The 18,134-nt window shown below is 50.6% G+C and carries 16 protein-coding genes; 10 read left to right on the forward strand and 6 right to left on the reverse strand.

Going from position 1 to position 18,134, the window contains the following annotated elements; genetic code table 11:
* Window positions 1–175 precede the first annotated feature (175 nt).
* Entirely contained in the window at window positions 176–1,777 is a 1,602-nt protein-coding gene (locus CKV68_RS01885; RefSeq protein WP_014525887.1) for an RNA polymerase sigma factor, read from the forward strand.
* Between the two features lie 69 nt (window positions 1,778–1,846).
* On the opposite strand, the gene CKV68_RS01890 is transcribed toward CKV68_RS01885, so the two are convergent.
* The 3 genes from CKV68_RS01890 to CKV68_RS01900 form a co-directional block, all read right to left on the reverse strand.
* Entirely contained in the window at window positions 1,847–2,371 is a 525-nt protein-coding gene (locus tag CKV68_RS01890) for a DUF4190 domain-containing protein (protein WP_095075489.1), read from the reverse strand.
* A gap of 141 nt (window positions 2,372–2,512) precedes the next feature.
* Window positions 2,513–4,219, reverse strand: coding sequence for a DEAD/DEAH box helicase (locus CKV68_RS01895; RefSeq protein ID WP_095075490.1), 1,707 nt, complete (start codon window positions 4,217–4,219; stop codon window positions 2,513–2,515).
* Entirely contained in the window at window positions 4,216–4,455 is a 240-nt protein-coding gene (locus tag CKV68_RS01900; protein WP_013242069.1) for a DUF3039 domain-containing protein, read from the reverse strand. The genes CKV68_RS01895 and CKV68_RS01900 overlap by 4 nt, the downstream gene beginning before the upstream one ends.
* Before the next feature lie 59 nt (window positions 4,456–4,514).
* Here CKV68_RS01900 and CKV68_RS01905 point away from each other — a divergent pair, with 59 nt between their 5' ends.
* The 6 genes from CKV68_RS01905 (at window position 4,515) to galE (ending at window position 10,228) form a co-directional block, all read left to right on the forward strand.
* Window positions 4,515–5,021, forward strand: a complete 507-nt coding sequence (locus tag CKV68_RS01905) for a DUF3099 domain-containing protein (protein ID WP_038618686.1) — start codon at window positions 4,515–4,517, stop codon at window positions 5,019–5,021.
* A 168-nt stretch (window positions 5,022–5,189) separates the two neighbouring features.
* Complete coding sequence (locus CKV68_RS01910; protein ID WP_095075491.1) at window positions 5,190–6,716, forward strand: DUF7782 domain-containing protein; 1,527 nt, start codon at window positions 5,190–5,192, stop codon at window positions 6,714–6,716.
* A gap of 5 nt (window positions 6,717–6,721) precedes the next feature.
* Window positions 6,722–7,156: a D-aminoacyl-tRNA deacylase gene (dtd, locus tag CKV68_RS01915; RefSeq protein WP_095075492.1), complete on the forward strand. Its 435-nt coding sequence runs from the start codon at window positions 6,722–6,724 to the stop codon at window positions 7,154–7,156.
* A 138-nt stretch (window positions 7,157–7,294) separates the two neighbouring features.
* Window positions 7,295–8,284: a sigma-70 family RNA polymerase sigma factor gene (locus CKV68_RS01920; protein ID WP_014525892.1), complete on the forward strand. Its 990-nt coding sequence runs from the start codon at window positions 7,295–7,297 to the stop codon at window positions 8,282–8,284.
* A gap of 268 nt (window positions 8,285–8,552) precedes the next feature.
* Window positions 8,553–9,233 carry a metal-dependent transcriptional regulator gene (locus tag CKV68_RS01925; RefSeq protein ID WP_013911686.1) on the forward strand — a complete coding sequence of 227 codons (681 nt, stop codon included), beginning with the start codon at window positions 8,553–8,555 and terminating at the stop codon, window positions 9,231–9,233.
* 11 nt (window positions 9,234–9,244) lie between these two features.
* Window positions 9,245–10,228 carry a UDP-glucose 4-epimerase GalE gene (gene galE, locus CKV68_RS01930; RefSeq protein WP_013911687.1) on the forward strand — a complete coding sequence of 328 codons (984 nt, stop codon included), beginning with the start codon at window positions 9,245–9,247 and terminating at the stop codon, window positions 10,226–10,228.
* Between the two features lie 41 nt (window positions 10,229–10,269).
* Here the strand turns inward: galE and CKV68_RS01935 are convergent, their stop codons facing one another.
* Window positions 10,270–11,337 (reverse strand): DUF4192 domain-containing protein, encoded by a 1,068-nt coding sequence (locus CKV68_RS01935; RefSeq protein WP_095075493.1) that lies wholly within the window; start codon window positions 11,335–11,337, stop codon window positions 10,270–10,272.
* Between the two features lie 390 nt (window positions 11,338–11,727).
* Here CKV68_RS01935 and CKV68_RS01940 point away from each other — a divergent pair, with 390 nt between their 5' ends.
* Both CKV68_RS01940 and CKV68_RS01945 read left to right on the forward strand, forming a co-directional pair.
* The gene (locus CKV68_RS01940; protein ID WP_013911689.1) at window positions 11,728–12,741 is read left to right on the forward strand and encodes a PAC2 family protein; all 1,014 of its coding nucleotides are present in this window, start codon (window positions 11,728–11,730) and stop codon (window positions 12,739–12,741) included.
* A gap of 154 nt (window positions 12,742–12,895) precedes the next feature.
* Complete coding sequence (locus CKV68_RS01945) at window positions 12,896–15,436, forward strand: DEAD/DEAH box helicase (protein WP_167376954.1); 2,541 nt, start codon at window positions 12,896–12,898, stop codon at window positions 15,434–15,436.
* A gap of 135 nt (window positions 15,437–15,571) precedes the next feature.
* Here CKV68_RS01945 and CKV68_RS01950 read toward each other — a convergent pair whose 3' ends face one another.
* The gene (locus tag CKV68_RS01950; RefSeq protein WP_014525897.1) at window positions 15,572–16,096 is read right to left on the reverse strand and encodes a carboxymuconolactone decarboxylase family protein; all 525 of its coding nucleotides are present in this window, start codon (window positions 16,094–16,096) and stop codon (window positions 15,572–15,574) included.
* A 143-nt stretch (window positions 16,097–16,239) separates the two neighbouring features.
* The gene (locus CKV68_RS01955) at window positions 16,240–16,836 is read right to left on the reverse strand and encodes a peroxiredoxin (RefSeq protein WP_013911692.1); all 597 of its coding nucleotides are present in this window, start codon (window positions 16,834–16,836) and stop codon (window positions 16,240–16,242) included.
* A 310-nt stretch (window positions 16,837–17,146) separates the two neighbouring features.
* On the opposite strand from CKV68_RS01955, the gene CKV68_RS01960 reads away from it, so the two are divergent.
* Window positions 17,147–18,088, forward strand: coding sequence for a hydrogen peroxide-inducible genes activator (locus tag CKV68_RS01960; protein ID WP_013911693.1), 942 nt, complete (start codon window positions 17,147–17,149; stop codon window positions 18,086–18,088).
* The last annotated feature ends 46 nt before the right edge of the window (window positions 18,089–18,134 follow it).

Raw genomic sequence — 18,134 nt, forward strand, 5'->3', positions numbered from 1 at the left:
TTGAACTTTATGTAAAGTGCACACGTTAAGCAGGGAATAATAATGAGGCTTTTGACGTTAAAGCTTCCATCGGGTTAAGCCCCATAGGCGAGTAAGAAACAGCTCTGTTCTTCACGTCCTACCTGGCATCAACCTTTTTACGAGGAAACTCACTCATCCAATCGAAAGGGCGTACGTGGCAGCCACTGATAATTCAGAATCTTCCGCAACGGCACGCACTAGCGGCACCGGTCTTTCTGGAACTCCTGCCGGTGAAGCAGCCGCTCCTGCCGCAAAGAAGACGGCAAAGAAAGTCGCAGCGAAGAAGACGGCACGCAAGGTCGCTCGGAAGGCCGCTCCGCGCAAAGCCGAGCCGGTATCCACCACAGTGGGTCTCGTCGGCGGCATTGAAGCTGAATCCCCCACCGCGTCATCCATCGAATCGGATTCTGTCGAGTTGAAGGATTCTGCTCCCGTGAAAAAAGCGGCCAAGAAAACCGCTAAAAAAACAGCTAAGAAAACGGCCAAAAAGGTAGCTAAAAAAACCGCTAAGAAGGCGGCTAAAAAAGCGCCTAAGCGCGCAGTCAAAGTCGAAGAACCAGTAGAGGTTTCGCCTGAACTGGAATCTACCGATGAAGACGAGCTTGAGACCGATGACAACGATGATTATGATCCTCTCGACGCCACAGAGGATGATCTTCACGATGAAGAAGACGATCTTGTATCGGTTCTGGGCAATGACGATGAGGAAGAAGCTTCTGAAGAGTCTGAGGACGAGGAAGACGATGAAGGTTCCTCGGTTTGGGACGAAGACGAGTCTGCTGCTCTGCGCCAAGCCCGCAAAGATGCAGAGCTCACGGCTTCCGCAGACTCGGTGCGAGCTTATCTGAAACAAATCGGTAAGGTCGCTCTCCTTAATGCGGAGCAAGAAGTCTCTCTAGCTAAACGCATTGAAGCTGGTCTCTATGCCACCTACCGCATGGAGCAGATGGAAGAGGCCTTTAACAACGGAGATAGGGAAGCAAAACTTACTCCTGCAGTTAAACGCGATCTTCGCGCGATTGCCCGCGATGGCCGCAAGGCTAAGAACCACCTGCTAGAAGCCAACCTCCGTTTGGTAGTTTCGTTAGCTAAGCGCTATACCGGTCGAGGTATGGCTTTCCTAGACTTGATTCAAGAAGGCAACCTCGGTCTTATCCGCGCAGTTGAAAAATTCGACTACACCAAGGGTTACAAGTTCTCCACGTATGCTACGTGGTGGATCCGACAGGCTATTACCCGCGCTATGGCGGATCAAGCACGAACCATTCGTATCCCTGTCCATATGGTGGAGGTCATTAACAAACTGGGCAGAATCCAACGCGAGCTGCTGCAGGATTTGGGACGCGAACCCACCCCGCAAGAGCTGGCTAAGGAAATGGATATCACCGAGGAAAAGGTTCTCGAGATCCAGCAATATGCGCGCGAACCAATTTCTCTTGACCAGACCATCGGCGATGAAGGCGACAGCCAGCTTGGTGACTTCATCGAAGACTCTGAAGCAGTTATCGCTGTCGATGCAGTTTCCTTTACGTTGCTCCAAGATCAGCTACAGGATGTTCTCCATACGCTCTCAGAGCGTGAAGCTGGTGTAGTTAAACTCCGCTTTGGCCTCACTGATGGTATGCCACGAACGCTTGATGAAATCGGACAGGTTTATGGAGTTACTCGTGAGCGTATCCGCCAGATTGAGTCTAAGACTATGTCTAAGCTACGGCACCCGTCACGTTCGCAGGTTCTCCGCGACTATCTTGATTAATTAGCTATAGCTGTAGATAAGCGTGGTGGCCTTCCCCGAAGTCGGGGAAGGCCACCACGCTTATCTTTTTTAGTTATTAAACTTTTTATTGAGCTCGGCTTCAACGCACTGCTGTTGTTCTTCTTGTGGAAGGTTAACACAGTTGCCAGCTGTATCTAGGACGAAAGCTCCCAAAAGCAAAGCGCTAACCAGTGATCCAACGATAATAAGGATACTAAGAACCAGGGAGATAATAGACATGCCTTTACGGGTCTTAGATCCTAAAGGCATCTTGCGCCCCTTCACCAGCGCAATAATCGCCAAAACGAGGGCAACGAGCGCGGGAATAAACGCAAAGATAAGACCCACGATGCTGAGTACAGCCAACACAGAGATAATGGCAAAGCCCAGCGCCCAATAAGCAATGGTGTTGTTCGCCGGAGTTACTGCACCATATTCTGGGTTTCCGTAATGCATTCCGTTAAAGGAATCCTGGCCATAGTCCCCTTCTGTATTTCCTACTCCAGGATATGCAGGCATTGAGTTAGGTTGCTGCGGCAATCCGTCACCAAAACCATTCTCGTTATTACCATAGGGGTTCTTCGGGGTGGTCATAATGTCCTTCCGAGTAAAAGTGAAAAATACTTGTAGGCTCCATTATGCCTATCAAAGTAATCATTTTCGCAATAATAGTGTTTCTTTTTCAGTTAAAGCAGGCCACCGTAACGCATCGAGCACTACAGCTCACTTCGCTCTTTACCAGCGACGTAAATAATCAATACGTGATTGGAGCTGTTCGGCTGAACACATGGCGGTGGGAGGGCCACCGCATTTTTTTCTCACCTCAGTGTGAATAGCTCCGTGGGGCCTACCAGTGCGTGAAGCTGTCACTGATACCAAAGCATTGAGCTCTTTGCGGAGTCGAGGAATCTCAACGCTTGCAACCCGGTCTGCAGAATCCTGCTGTTGTGTTGCTTTAACGCTTTCTTCATTCCTTTCGCGTTCTTTTGCTTCCGCATCTCGCGCATCAAGTTGCTCAGTTTGGTGCTTTCGGAGCAACGCACGCATCTGGTCGGCGTCGAGAAGCCCTGGAAGTCCCAAATAATCAGCTTCTTCGTCTGATCCTGCAAAAGTACCCGTTCCATAGGACGAGCCATCATAGATCAGCGAATCTAGCTCTGCGTCCGCTCCCAGCGACTCATAGCTAGGCAGGTCATCCTTCTCGGTCTCTTCTTTGTTTGCTTGGGCCAACAACTCGTCATCCCAACCTTCACTGGGTCTATCTGGCTTACCCAAAACGTGGTCACGTGAGTTTTCCAGCTTCGACGCCAGATCAAGCAAGACCGGAACAGAAGGAAGAAATACCGATGCGGTCTCGCCTTTTCTTCGGGACCGCACGAAGCGCCCAATTGCTTGCGCAAAGAACAATGGGGTGGATGCGGATGTTGCATACACACCAACGGCAAGACGAGGGACGTCCACTCCTTCAGACACCATGCGCACCGCTACCATCCATTCATCGGTAGACCCATTGAAGTCTTCAATGCGCTGCGAAGCTCCGGCCTCGTCAGACAACACCACAGTGACCGGTGTGGAAGACAAACGCTCCAAAATCTTGGCGTAAGCTCGCGCCGTCGTTTTATCCGTTGCAATCACAAGACCACCAGCATCAGGAATATGTTTGCGCAGCTGCAATAACCGCGTATGGGCAGCTTGCAGTACTGCAGGTATCCAATCGCCCCTGGGGTCTAGAGCGGTCTTCCACGCGCGCGCTGTCTGTTCCGGATTTAAAGGTTCTCCTAATCTCGCAGCAAATTCCTCGCCCGCGTTTGTGCGCCAGCGGGCCTCGCCAGAATATGCCAAGAACACCACGGGGCGCACTACGCCATCAGCCAATGCATCCGAATAGCCGTATGTGTGATCCGACTGGGACACAAGGTGGCCTTCGCCGTCTTCTTCATAGCGGACAAACGGAATCGTGGAATCGTCCGAGCGGAAAGGAGTTCCGGTCAAAGCTAATCGACGTTCCACGTCACCGTAAGCATCGCGGATTCCGTCGCCCCAGCTTTTAGCATCGCCGCCATGGTGAATCTCATCCATGATGACCAATGAGCGCTTTGCGGTAGACACCGCATGGTGCTTAAACGGGTGCATAGCAACCTGCGCATAGGTCACCACGATGCCATCGTATTGGGGGTTAACTGCATCGGAGTTTTTAAAGTAAGGGTCTAGAGCCAACCCCACTCGTGCGGCTGACTGAGCCCACTGCACTTTCAAGTGCTCCGTAGGCACAACGACGATAACCCGGTCGACAGTACGGTTTTCTTTCAGTTCCGTAGCAACCCTCAAGGCAAAGGTGGTTTTACCAGCACCAGGAGTAGCTACTGCAAGAAAGTCCCGCGGGCCCTTCATCAAATACTTGGTAAGCGCCTTGCGCTGCCAGGCGCGTAGGTCGCTTTTCACTTTTTACGTAGACCCCTATAGATACGCTCGCAGTCTGGGCATACAGGCGACCCAGGCTTAGCTTGTTTGGTTACAGGGAAGGTTTCTCCACACAGAGCGACAACCATTTTTCCTGAAATTGCAGAATCAACAATCTGATCCTTTTTCACATAATGGAAGAACTTCGGGGTGTCATCACCAGTGAGATTGTCTTCTCTGATGTCTGGACGTTCGATGGTCTGCGTGCTCGTACTCACTCCACCTATATTGCACCACAATGTGTGGTCTCGGCTACATGGGTCTACCCTAGGAGGTTATGCAGCAGCGTCAAGGAGATCACAGTGAGCATAATCTTGCGGATACTGAGGTAGCCGAGCTCAAGCTAAGCCGAAAGACTCGTGTTTTACGCCGTCTCATGGGCCACCGTGTGGAATTAGTCACCGATGCCAAGAAGAGCCCCTCGGAAGACCGCCATCATCGAGAAGTGGTTTACTCCTGGATTCAAGGATTACGGATTCCTTTTCTGCTTGCAGCCATGGCTGCATATATCTGGATGCACAACATGGTTTTATCAGTAATTCTTTTTATCATCTGCGTACCACTCCCCTGGATCGCCGTTGTCATTGCCAACGGCGTAGGAGAAAAGAGAGATCCTCGTGCGCCAACCGTGTATAAACCTGCTGCAGCGCGAGAACAAGAGCGCTATTTAAATAACGCTCACAACGATCAACAACAGCTTTCTGCGCCTTCCGCCACAACAAACCAACCTATGGTTATTGACGCTGATGACACAGACGATAATGTCTCACAAAACCTTACGTGACCGCTGTAGCACAGCACCGAACTATAAGCGACACAGGCAGGAGTCGGCACGCTAACCCCCTCTCCGCGCTCCTTCCTTTAGCTTCCATTACTTAACACCTGTTACGGTTTCTACAGTGCTTCACCCACGGCTTCTCCACGCCATTTCACAGAAAGACGTGCTACATACATGCGCAGTACTCTCACTGAGATCTCACTCCAGCTTGTCCAGGTACTTGAAGAGGTAGGTTTCACCCCTGCAGCGTTGCAAGAATATCTAGGACCTGCAGCTTTTTCCTCTATAGCCCGAGGTGAACCCGCGTCAATCCTCTATACGCTGCGCACACGAGAAGAAGAACCACTAGCCATCCTGATACAAGCTTTTCTGGTACATGCTGAGGTGCCTCGACGGCACCTTGACAGCGTCCTCGGCGTACAGATCATCGACGCTCTTTTAACGCTCGGAATGGCACAGGAGAAGGACTCCCTCGTCACTATTGGGATCGACATTCGCAGTACCTTGATCGATGGTCGATTGGTTTGGGTTTTTTCCGACATGGATGCTTCTATGGCCGCAGGCCACGTTCCGGGGAAAGACCATGTCCTGGGTATCGGCGCCGCCAGTTTATCGCTACTATCGACGACTCCACGAACACCTGTTCACGCGTTGCTCGACCTCGGCGCGGGATCCGGCATTCAATCACTGGGGCAAGCTCCCTACGCACGCACAATCGTCGCGACTGATGTCCATGACCGCGCTCTTGATTTCGCAGAAGCTAACGGTGTGGCAAATAAAGTATCGCTCGACATACGTTCTGGCTCCTGGTTTGAGCCCGTGTCCGGCGAAAAATTTGACCGGATCGTAGCCAACCCGCCTTTTGTTGTCGGCCCCCCAGAAATTGGACATGTCTATCGTGACTCCGGCCTCGATTTAGATGGAGCCACCGAGTGCGTTGTCCGAGGTGGAGTCGAGCATCTCAAAGAACAAGGTTGCCTTCATGCATTGGGTTCCTGGGTGTATCGCGAAGAAGAATCTGTTCCAGCACGAGTTGCATCATGGATTCCCGAGAAAGGGATATCAGCATGGTTCATCCAACGAGACATCGTCGATAGCATTGACTACGTCAACACCTGGTTAAGAGACGAGTCTGTAGATCCTCGCAGTAGCGAGGGAGCACAGCGCACGCAGCACTGGTTGCAACACTTTGACCGCGCCCATGTCACCGCGGTGGGATTCGGTTTCATCGCAATAAAGCGTATCGACGACCACCTTCCCTCCGAAGTAGTCTTTGAAGATATTTCCCACCCCATCGACGCCTATGTGGGCGACGAAGTTCAAGAACACTTCGTAAGAATGGAATGGCTACGGTCTAAAGACGCAGAGGCAATTCTGGACGCTCAATATTATCTACGCCCTGGTGTGGCTAAAGAAGATGTCTCTACAACGGATGTGGAGACAGGCATGGGATTTGCACCAGCTGCACTAAGACTGACCCGAACCGACGGTTTCCGCTTTAGTCACGACGTAGACCAGCACATCGCCGCCATTATTGCGGGGTTGCACCCGACAGGGCTGTCTCTGCGTGAAGTCGCTGGTCTTTATGCTTTTAGCAATGGTCTTGAAGACGATGCTCTCTGTGCAGCCCTTATCCAACCCATCGTTGCCCTCATTCAGCATGGGATTATCCTCCCCGCAGACATCACAACGGGTTGGTAGGCCACATGCGTGCAGTACTCACAAGAGTAAGTTCAGCATCCGTGTCCGTAGACGGACGCGTCGTAGGCAGTATTAATGCGCCAGATACAGGAGGCATTCTCGCCTTGGTAGGCGTGGGAAGAAACGACGACGCTGATGCGTGGAAAACAATGGCCCGGAAAATTGCGGAACTTCGCATTCTCGAAGGCGAAAAAAGTGTTTCCGAGGCACAGGCCCCTGTTCTTTTAGTCAGCCAGTTCACGCTTATGGGTGCCACCGCTAAAGGCCGACGACCTTCATGGTCAGAGGCGGCTCCGAGAGAAGAAGCAGAGCCCATCATGGAAAAGATCGCCACAGCATTAAAGCAACGCGGGATCCACGTGGAGGAAGGTCAGTTTGGTGCAACAATGGAAATTTCCTCTGTAAATCAGGGTCCCTTCACAGTGATAGTGGAGTGCTGATTTATCCGGGGTATCTATCCGTATGCACTCTTTCGGGGCTAAGAGATAACCCCAAGTTAATCCATCAAAGCTAATCGGGAACTTTTTCAGAGGTTTTTCCGTTGAGTCCCATAGAAGCGCCGACTTGAGGAGGTCATGATGACAGAATCATCCAGCCAAGAACTAGCTCAGGAGTTGATTGACCGCGGAAGCCGCCGCGGACAAACTAACGATAATCCCTCTGCAGACCTCGTCCGCGTTTATCTCAATGGCATCGGAAAAACTGCCTTGTTGTCCGCAGAAGATGAAGTAGAGCTAGCTCAAACTATTGAGGTTGGACTCTATGCTGCGCATCTTTTAGAGGACTCGAAAGAACCACTCACACGCGCGATGAAACGAGACCTTAAAGTTTTAGTCAAAGACGGTCGCAAAGCTCGCGCACATCTCCTTGAGGCAAACCTCCGCCTTGTCGTCTCCCTAGCTAAGCGTTATACCGGCCGCGGCATGCCGCTTCTCGACCTCATCCAGGAGGGGAACCTCGGCCTTATCCGAGCCATGGAAAAATTTGATTATTCCAAGGGCTTTAAATTTTCCACATACGCAACGTGGTGGATCAGACAGGCAATCACACGAGGCATGGCTGATCAGTCACGAACCATCCGTCTTCCAGTTCATCTCGTAGAACAGGTCAACAAACTCTCACGAATCAAGCGTGAAATGTATCAACACCTTGGCCGGGAAGCTACCAATGAGGAGCTTGCAGAAGAATCCGGAATCGATGAGTCCAAAATCGAACTTCTGTTGCGCCAATCTCGCGATCCAGTCAGCTTAGATATGCCGGTCGGCGCTGATGAAGAAGCCCCCTTGGGTGATTTCATCGAAGATTCTGAAGCAACCGATGCGGAGTCCGCTGTCGTCGCTTCATTGCGCCATTCCGATATTCGTTCAGTCCTAGACACTCTTGAGCAAAGAGAACAAGACGTTATTCGAATGCGTTATGGCTTAGACGATGGAGTTCCCCGAACTCTTGATCAGATCGGCCGTCAATTCGGTTTGTCTCGCGAACGCGTCCGCCAAATCGAGCGCGAAGTCATGACTAAGCTTCGCGACGGCGCCCGCGCCGATAAGCTTCGCGCTTACGCAATCTAACGAGCCTTTCATCTAGAAACTCCCTTGAATCAGACAACTTTTGTTTCAAGGGAGTTTGGTTTTCCATCACTAATTAATTGAAGTTTTCAATTTATCCCCAGCAACCCATTCTGATATTCTATTTCTAGTGCATGCGGTTTACACGCCGCAGACATCTTACCTAGCCCAAACCTGCAAGTTCGACAGAATCCATATAGATTTATGTAGGAGAACTCGCCACGAACTTTGATTAGCCTGCCCCACGGTGGATAAAGGAAAGAGGTTAAAAATGAAAGATTTGGTCGATACCACAGAAATGTATCTGCGGACCATTTACGAGCTGGAAGAAGAGGGGGTTACTCCCCTTCGCGCCCGCATCGCCGAACGCCTCGATCAGTCAGGCCCTACAGTTAGCCAAACAGTTGCCCGTATGGAGCGCGACGGGCTCGTCGTAGTCGCATCCGACCGCAGCCTTCAAATGACACCCACTGGACGATCTCTAGCCACTGCTGTAATGCGCAAACACCGCCTTGCAGAGCGCCTCCTTACGGACATTATTGGCCTTGATATCCACAAAGTTCACGATGAAGCCTGCCGCTGGGAACATGTCATGAGCGACGAAGTAGAACGACGCCTCGTCGAAGTCCTCGATAACGTCACACGTTCCCCCTTTGGCAACCCAATCCCCGGTTTAGACGAACTCGGTGTTTCCCTGAAGAAAAAGGAAGAGCCCGGCAAGCGTGCCGTTGACGTAGCCCGTTCCACCCCTAGGGACGTACGCATAGTTCAGATCAACGAGATCCTTCAAGTGGATACTGATCAGTTCCAGGCACTTATCGACGCAGACATTCGAATTGGCACAACCGTCACGCTCAGCGAGGTAGACGGTCGAGTTATTATCACTCACGGAGAAAAAACAGTAGAGCTTATCGACGACCTAGCTCACGCAGTACGAATCGAAGAAATTTAAAGGGCACACACATGAAACTCCTTGTCACTGGCGGAGCTGGATATGTAGGAAGCGTCTGCGCTGCAGTGCTTCTGGAACAGGGCCACGAAGTTACAATCGTAGATAACTTTTCTACTGGTAACAGGGAGGCTGTGCCTGCTGGAGCCAGTCTTGTCGAAGGAGATATCCGCGACAAAGCCAACGAGATACTCGCATCTGATTCATACGATGCTGTCCTGCACTTTGCAGCACGCTCTTTGGTTGGCGAATCAGTGGAAAAACCATCCGAGTACTGGCAACACAACTTTGTTACCACGTTGGCGCTTTTGGACGCGATGCGCACCAACAACGTAACAAATCTGGTTTTTTCTTCTACTGCGGCAACCTACGGCGAGCCAGCGTCAGTCCCCATCACAGAGGACTTCCCCACCCAGCCGACCAATCCCTACGGCGCCACTAAGCTTGCTATCGACCACGCCATCACGTCTTATGCACACGCTTACGGTCTGAGCGCTACGAGCCTTCGCTATTTCAATGTTGCCGGAGCTTACGGAGACATCGGTGAGAATCGCGAAGTGGAAACCCACCTCATTCCTCTGATACTCCAGGTGGCATTGGGACACCGAGACAAGATTCTTATGTTCGGTGACGATTGGCCCACTGAAGACGGCACTGCGGTTCGCGATTACATCCATATTCGAGATCTCGCCGATGCTCACGTTCTAGCTATGGAGTCCAATCAACCGGGTGTCCATAGAATTTTCAATCTTGGTTCTGGAGAAGGCTTCTCGGTCAAGCAGGTCATAGAAGCGTGCCGTACGGTGACGGGCCATCCCATTCCTGCAGAGGTTGCGCCACGCAGAGCTGGTGATCCAGCTGTATTGATTGCGTCTTCAGCCAAAGCCCAGTCAGAACTGGGATGGCATCCTACGCGCACCGATCTTTCCACCATTGTTGAAGATGCATGGTCTTTTACCTCTAAGCTGGGAGAACGTGCCCATAGCGCGCGTAAATAACCGATTTTTCCACCGTTCTGCAGCAGCATAAACGTAGAAGCTTATGCTGCTGCATTCGTTTTCCCGTCATTGCAAAAGCCAAGAGACTCCCATGTTTGTTGTACTCCTTCCTGCACAGCCTCGTACACACGGGCTAGCTCCCCAGTTTGATACCCAGCTAACAGTAAGCGGCTAAGACGGTGGTCAGGATTGTCATCCAAAGCACTAGCCAAGGCAATAGGAATCCGCGGAGACAAAGGCGTGCTACAACAACTAATGGCATAAACGCACAAAGCGTTGGCGCGGATATTACCTGATGAGAGCTGTGCAACTTCACGAGTCACACGTCGTGCGGCTTCCGGCTGTTCAAGAAACTCGGAGAGGCATAAATCTCTGAGGAAGGAATCCGACAATATCTCTCTCACTACGTTTAAATGCGCATTATTAAGATAATGCGTGTCTGCGGGGGATTCCCAAGCCGACATGAGGATCATACGAAGTTGCTTAATTAAGTCGCATCCCTGCTGCTTGTCACTTTTTATTGCTTGCGCTCGCATTAATGCACTTTGGCACAAAGAGGCAACATCCAAATCCTCCAGCTGCTCCCCTGTTGCCTCAAAATAGTGAAAGGCTTCCCCACGACTGATAGCAGGCAATTCTCCACATTCGAGCAAAGCCTGGCTAGTACGAGAGGCTGAAATCTGCGAGATCTCACCTTCCTGCCAGCATCGATCCTTATCTGCCCATCGCTGTGCGTCATCGCCCAGGAACAACGCCCGGTATCGCTGTGACGTAGCAATATCCGTAGTAATCCAGCATCCATCCAGGTGCAGAATCCCACAATGAGACAATTGGGAAAGATAGTCTCGCAAATCTTCGATCTGTTCTGCACTTAATCGTGACGTAATCACAAAACCCATCACAAATTCCGGTTCCACAACGCTTAATGCCTGATCTACATCCGGCAGATGCCTAGCATCGTTAATATCCAGACGCAGCACAGGACCGAGGACTATACGGTTCTCAGAATTTTTGACACAGGTGACAAATACCAAGGACTCATGCGGGTAATAGCCAAGCAAACCAGGGATATTGGCAAGTATTTCTCTCGGAGTAAAGACAATGTTCATGTCTCAAATTTCTACTGAGACTGTTCCAGGTTGGACAGTGCCTCATACTTGAACCACTCTTATCGGTGGATAACTCTAGGTTTCTGTTGCTGTCTGTGTACAACAACTTTTCTATTATCTCTAGTGGATGCTTCTACAAAAGCACTGGCACCCGCGAAAAATGCTCAGCGTGGAACAAAAAGCTCACACGATCTGTTGTTGAAAGTACACAGAGAAATGGCTGTTCAACGCCACTATTGTGTTCTGTGGAGAAGACTACGCTACCGCTTACCCGCATTATCGTAAAACAGACTAAAATGGAGGGCTTAGCGTAAATAGTGACCTCGTTGTGTCTTTCGTCCGGCACTATGAACGCTATTAAGATGTGGGAAGATGTTTAGGAGGAGTAACATGCAAGAGAAAAACGCTCGCATGTACGAATTAGAGTTCCCTGCGCCTGAAGTGTCCTTGAAGGACAGTGAAGGCCCAACTCTCATCGTTGCGCTCCAGGGTTATGCGGACGCTGGACATGCAATCGATGCCAGTGCGGAGCATTTGCTTGCAGCTCTCGACCATAGGCCAGTGGCTTCATTTAATAATGACGAGCTCATCGACTACCGATCCCGGCGCCCCTCGGTAACCATCGAACACAATAATATTGTTAGCGCAGAGGAACTCGCATTAGGTATTGAGGTTCTCCGAGATAATTCGGGAACGCCTTTCCTACTTCTCTCTGGACCCGAGCCAGATCTTCGGTGGGATGCTTTTACTAAAGCCGTCGCGGATCTCGTAGAGCGCTTTGGGGTATCTCGCACCATATGTCTGTATGCAGCCCCTATGGCTGCCCCACATACCCGGCCCATGGTGGTTTCCGCTCACGGAAATTCCGCGGATTTAATCGATCATCATTTCAGCTTAGACACCAAGATCACAGTCCCGGGGTCTGCATCGCTTCAGCTTGAGCGCCTGCTCAACAAGCAAGGACGAAACGTAGCCGGATACACCGCACATGTTCCGCACTATCTTTCTGCATCACCGTATCCACAAGCAACGCTGAGCTTGCTTGAAGCTGTCTCATCTTCCACCGGGTTAAAGTTTCCGCTTCGCACATTAGAAGAGGATTCTCGCAAGGTTGCTCTTCAAATTGAAGAACAAGTTGCAAGTTCTGCAGAAATCGAAAATGTTGTTCGCCTTTTGGAGCAACAATACGACGAAGAACTTGAGCGGTACCGTGAGGCAAATCCTGAGGCTGTCATGCCAGGAGAAAGTGCCGTACCTAACGCTGAGCTGCTGGGAGAAGAATTTGAGAAATTCCTTGCAGACATCGACAACCGTTCATTAAACGGTGGAAAAAGCGAGAACGATAAAGACCCCTCAACTTCCACAGACAACACTGACGAGCCAGATGGGGAAACGGAGCTCTAACGTCAAAAACAGCCCCACCAGGGAGGGAATGAACACGTTATTCCCTCCCTGCTTTGTCATGTCGTATAGCTATTCCCCCATTTTCCTTTCTGTTCTTAGCGCATGTGATACGTGTTTCAGCACACGACAACAAACCCGGCTAGGGTTAATCACTGTGAACCTTACTCAGATGCTCCCCGACCTAGAAGAAGTCCCCTCGTCGCTTTTAGACGACGCTATTTTTGACTCTTTCTTGGGGTGGACAAAGGCTAAGGGAATTTCTCTCTATCCGGCCCAAGAAGAAGCCGCTCTGGGGATCCTTGCCGGAGACAACGTTATCTTGGCGACCCCTACGGGCTCCGGAAAGTCCATGGTTGCTACCGCAGCTCATTTTATTGCAATGGCGCGGGGACAACGCTCTTTTTATACGGCCCCCATCAAGGCTCTTGTCAGCGAAAAATTCTTCGCGCTATGCGATATTTTCGGCCCCGAGTCAGTAGGAATGATGACGGGTGATGCCACCGTTAACGGCAACGCTCCTATCATTTGTGCCACGGCCGAGATTGTAGCCAACATTGCACTTCGGGACGGCGCTCGCGCTGACATCGACCAAGTCATCATGGATGAGTTCCATTATTACTCCGAACCTGGTCGCGGTTGGGCCTGGCAAGTGCCACTCTTGGAGCTCCCTCGGGCACAGTTCCTGCTCATGTCAGCGACATTAGGCGATACTTCCTTCTTAGAAAAAGATCTGGAACAGCGCACTGGGCGCGATACCCAGCTAGTTTCCGGTTCCACGAGGCCAGTCCCGCTGGAATTTTCTTATGTTTATACGCCCATCCATGAGACTATTGAAGACCTTCTTTCAACGGGTAAGGCCCCTATTTACGTTGTGCATTTCACCCAGCGGGAGGCGATCGAACGCGCCCAATCGCTGACGAGCATGACGATCATAGACAATGATGCCAAAGAAAAAATCGTGCAAGAGATCGGTGACTTTAAGTTCACCACAACTTTTGGCCATGTTCTTTCCAAGCTACTGCGTCGCGGTATTGGGGTACATCATGCCGGTATGTTGCCCAAATACCGCCGCCTAGTGGAGAAGCTCTCTCAGACGGGTCTTCTGCGAGTAATTTGTGGCACAGATACTTTAGGGGTGGGCATTAATGTGCCTATTCGCACCGTGTTGTTTACTGGTCTCGCTAAATTTGATGGCACGAAACAGCGTATCCTTGCGTCTCGGGAGTTTCACCAAATTGCAGGTCGTGCGGGACGAGCTGGCTTTGACACAGTCGGGTCTGTGGTAATCGAGGCTCCTGAATTTGAAATTGAAAATTGGCGACTCCGACAACGAGCAGGTAGCGACCCCAAAAAACTAAAAAAGTTACGCAAAAAATCGGCGCGTGACGGCGATGTTGTCTGGGGAGAACGCACCTACGAGCGCCTCAGCACCGCGGAACCGGAGCATTTGCAAAGCCAGTTCCGGGTATCTAATTCAATGCTGCTCAATATCATTAGCCGCCCCGGTGATGGCTACATGCATCTCAAACAGTTGCTTCGTAACAACCATGATTCGCGTGAAAAGCAAAATAAAGACATCCTGACGTGCCTTGAATTATTCAGGGGGCTTCTCAACGCTGGGATCGTCGAGAAGCTAGAAACCCCGGATGAAACCGGCCGCTATTATGCGATTACCCAGGAGCTGCAACGAGACTTTGCACTCAACCAGCCCTTGGCGCCTTTCGCGCTAGCCTCTCTTGAACTGCTTGACCGTCAATCGGACACTTTTGTCCTTGACGTGATTAGTACCTTCGAGGCTATTTTGGATGATCCTCGACAGGTTTTGATTGCGCAGCAAAAGGAAGCACGCGCAACCGAGATAGCTGCACTCAAAGCAGAGGGCGTTGACTACACCGAACGCATGAAATTGATCGAGGACATCACATGGCCAAAACCATTAGAGGATGAATTAGAGAATGCTTTCGAGATATACGCTCAAGGTCATCCATGGGCTAAAGAATTTGAGCTAAGCCCCAAATCTGTAGTCCGAGACATGATCGAACACGGCATGACGTTCAGTGATCTGATAGCCACATACGGCCTTGCACGTTCTGAGGGCGTCGTGCTGCGGTATCTCACCGATGCGTGGAGAACGCTGCAGCACAGCGTCCCTGCTGAGTATCGCACCGAAGAGCTTGACGACGTCATCATTTGGCTGGGAGAGGTCGTCCGCCAGGTGGACTCTTCGCTTGTCGACGAATGGGCTCAGATGGCAGACCCCGATGCGCCGATTTCTCAAGAGACTCTTGAACGCGAACTAGCTTTCGGAGTGGAAGACCCAACCGCGCTTACAGCTAATAGGCGTGCCTTCACCATTATGGTGCGTAACACAATGTTCCGACTCGTCCAGCTTTTCGCAGACGAGAAAGAAGACGAACTCAAAGAGATGCTCGCATATCTCAGCGAAGTTCCCGATTTCGGAGTTGCCTTGGATGATTACTTTGACGAATATTCGGATCTTGATACTGGACCGGAGGCTCGTGGGCGGGAGTACTTCCTGGTACAGGCTTCTGGCAGAGAATGGCAAGTACGCCAGATAATCAAAGATCCTGCGGGTGATAACGCCTTTGCTTTTGTTGGAACTGTTGACCTTGATGCTTCCGATGCTGCAGGCGAAGTACGCTTCTCACAATTAGCACTCGATTACGCACATTAACATCTCATGTTTTTCTACGAGTACGCGGTGCTCAGGGGTCTAAAACCCTAAGCACCGCGTACTTTCTTAGTAGTAGTTCACGCTGAAATTATCTAGGACGCCAGACGTTATAACTTCAGCGTTAGCCAGCTGTTTCTAGCGAGCAGCCTCAATTTGTACTGCTTGTGCGATAGCTTGCATTACGCCAGCGATCTTGATGCTCTCCCAGACTTGTTCCTTTGTCAGTCCCTCTTCTTGCACCGTTTTAACGTGTGCGACTGCGCAGTGTTCGCAACCATTAATCGCGGAAACAGCAACAGCCCATAACTCAAAATCAGCTTTATCAACGCCAGTCTTGTTAATGATGTTCATCCGCAGACCAAATTTCACCTGAGCAAAGTCGTCACCGAGCCAGCTCTTAGCCCGGTAAGCTACGTTATTCATGGCCATAACAGTCGCAGCAGCAAAAGCAGCTTCAATTGCTTCTGCAGAAAGGTGGTCCTGAGCCTCATCAAGGATTTCTGAGATAACCGTATCGTTGCGGGTTGCTGCCGCAGTCGCTACTAAAGTTCCCCACAGCTGCTGTTCGCTGAGTTCGGTAGACCTAACGAGGGTACCAATGTTGAGTTTTTGGTCCTTTGCGTACTCTGGAAGCGCATTCTTAAGGTTCTCGATGGACATATGTTTCCTTTTGTTGAAATTTTTTCTTATCTAAAAGGGCCCGGCGCTAACGTCTCTATACAAAACCTCATACAAAGAATCTGCCCCGGGCCAATCACGCCTCTGTAATCGCAGGCGTTACCACAGTTGGTTAGTTCAACTGATTACTTCAGGGATCCCTGAACTACCTCAAGCTTGTCGATGTTCTTGGTCGGATCATTCTTCTGCCAGTTACAAGCACATACTTCCTCAGACTGAAGAGCATCTAGCACACGGAGAACTTCATCTACGTTGCGGCCAACAGCATCTGGGGTAACAGAAACAAATTGGATGATTCCGTCAGGATCGATGATGAAGGTTGCGCGATCTGCGACACCTGCGGCATTCTCAACACCAAGCTCACGAATAAGCTCATGCTTAATATCAGAGAACATTGGGAATGGGATGGTCTTGAGCTCAGGGTGCGTAGCGCGCCAGTTAAAGTGAGAGAACTCGTTGTCAATGGAGCCACCAAGGATCTGGGTATCGCGGTCTTGGAATTCCTCATCGAGCTTTCCAAATGCAGCAATTTCGGTGGGGCAAACAAAGGTAAAGTCCTTCGGGTAGAAGAAGACTACCTTCCATTTACCCTCATATTTGTCCAAAGAAACGGTCTCAAAGTAATCCTCAGGCTGGGAGGCGTTAACGTTGTGCAGGTCACCGCCTTTAAGGGCCAAGAGCTCGAACTCAGGGAACTTCTCTCCAACTGTCAGGATTGCCATGTTTTCCTCCAATAAAACAAATGACGTTACTTTTATTTCCGTAGCCAGCCGCAAATCCAAAGACTTCACAGTTAACCACGGCAGATCATGCTCCTATGCATACCAAAAGATGCCTGCGACCATGAGTATATGAATTGCACATTAGAGCCGGAGCAAAGCCTTAGACGTGCACTAGCCCCACATAATCCATTTCATAGCAGGCATGCTTAATAGGTTTCACCGTAGTGTCATGCACCTACAATCGTTTATACCTATTCCCCACCACAGTGTCAATATGACTTTACGATTTAACTAGCTATAATAAATAGGTATGAGCAATAAAGAATACCGACCAACTCTCGCACAGCTACGAACTTTTGTCACAATTGCAGAAAATAAGCACTTCGGAAGCGCCGCAGCCAAGCTATCCATTTCACAACCATCCTTATCGCAGGCCCTGGTTGCCCTGGAAAATGGTCTAGGCGTACAGCTTATCGAGCGCTCTACTCGACGAGTCATCGTAACCCCCGCAGGAGAGGCTCTTCTCCCCTTTGCAAAAGCCACACTAGACGCCGCGGATGCTTTTACTTCTTATGCACAGGGCGCATCCGGCACGCTTTCAGGCCCTCTATCTTTAGGCATTATCCCAACGATCGCACCCTACATCCTCCCGCAACTCCTTGATTTGGTACACGAGGAATTCCCCGATCTCGAATTACGCATTATTGAAGAACAAACCAAGCATTTACTCCAGCAACTGCGCGACGGGCAACTCGACTGCGCAGTGCTTGCACTCCCCACGGAGCAGCCAGGGATTATCGAAATGCCTCTTTATACCGAAAACTTCCGGATGGTAGTGCACAAAAACCACCCGTTTGCAGGACGCGATAATCTCACTTTGAGCAGTCTGCGAGAACTTGACCTTATTTTGCTTGACGACGGTCACTGCCTACACGACCAAATCGTAGACCTTTGCAAACAGGTAGATGTTAACCCTGCGCGCTCTAAGAACGCTGAAATGCGTGCAGCTAGCCTTACCACCGTTATGCAGCTCGTGGGAGCAGGCCTTGGAAGCACACTAGTCCCCGAGAGTTCAATACCTATTGAATGCAATCGGCCTAACATTGCGACGGCAAGCTTTGCACGCGAAGTAACAGCCGCGCGCCAAGTGGGCTTAGTATTCCGCGCTTCTTCCACACGCACAGAGGAATACCAGAAGCTTGGTTCAATTGTTGGACAGGCTTATCACAACGCTTTAGCCTCCGAGGCATAAACATACAGCAGAAAAGCGCTGTCCAATAGGTTTCCTCTGGACAGCG

This window comes from Corynebacterium ulcerans, from assembly GCF_900187135.1.
Taxonomy (GTDB): domain Bacteria; phylum Actinomycetota; class Actinomycetes; order Mycobacteriales; family Mycobacteriaceae; genus Corynebacterium; species Corynebacterium ulcerans.

Coding starts and splice junctions, on each gene's coding strand:
- CKV68_RS01890 (WP_095075489.1), bottom strand. CDS start 2,371: ATGACCACCCCGAAGAACCCCTATGGTAATAACGAGAATGGTTTTGGT.
- CKV68_RS01905 (WP_038618686.1), top strand. CDS start 4,515: ATGCAGCAGCGTCAAGGAGATCACAGTGAGCATAATCTTGCGGATACT.
- CKV68_RS01910 (WP_095075491.1), top strand. CDS start 5,190: ATGCGCAGTACTCTCACTGAGATCTCACTCCAGCTTGTCCAGGTACTT.
- dtd (WP_095075492.1), top strand. CDS start 6,722: ATGCGTGCAGTACTCACAAGAGTAAGTTCAGCATCCGTGTCCGTAGAC.
- CKV68_RS01920 (WP_014525892.1), top strand. CDS start 7,295: ATGACAGAATCATCCAGCCAAGAACTAGCTCAGGAGTTGATTGACCGC.
- CKV68_RS01925 (WP_013911686.1), top strand. CDS start 8,553: ATGAAAGATTTGGTCGATACCACAGAAATGTATCTGCGGACCATTTAC.
- galE (WP_013911687.1), top strand. CDS start 9,245: ATGAAACTCCTTGTCACTGGCGGAGCTGGATATGTAGGAAGCGTCTGC.
- CKV68_RS01935 (WP_095075493.1), bottom strand. CDS start 11,337: ATGAACATTGTCTTTACTCCGAGAGAAATACTTGCCAATATCCCTGGT.
- CKV68_RS01940 (WP_013911689.1), top strand. CDS start 11,728: ATGCAAGAGAAAAACGCTCGCATGTACGAATTAGAGTTCCCTGCGCCT.
- CKV68_RS01950 (WP_014525897.1), bottom strand. CDS start 16,096: ATGTCCATCGAGAACCTTAAGAATGCGCTTCCAGAGTACGCAAAGGAC.
- CKV68_RS01955 (WP_013911692.1), bottom strand. CDS start 16,836: ATGGCAATCCTGACAGTTGGAGAGAAGTTCCCTGAGTTCGAGCTCTTG.
- CKV68_RS01960 (WP_013911693.1), top strand. CDS start 17,147: ATGAGCAATAAAGAATACCGACCAACTCTCGCACAGCTACGAACTTTT.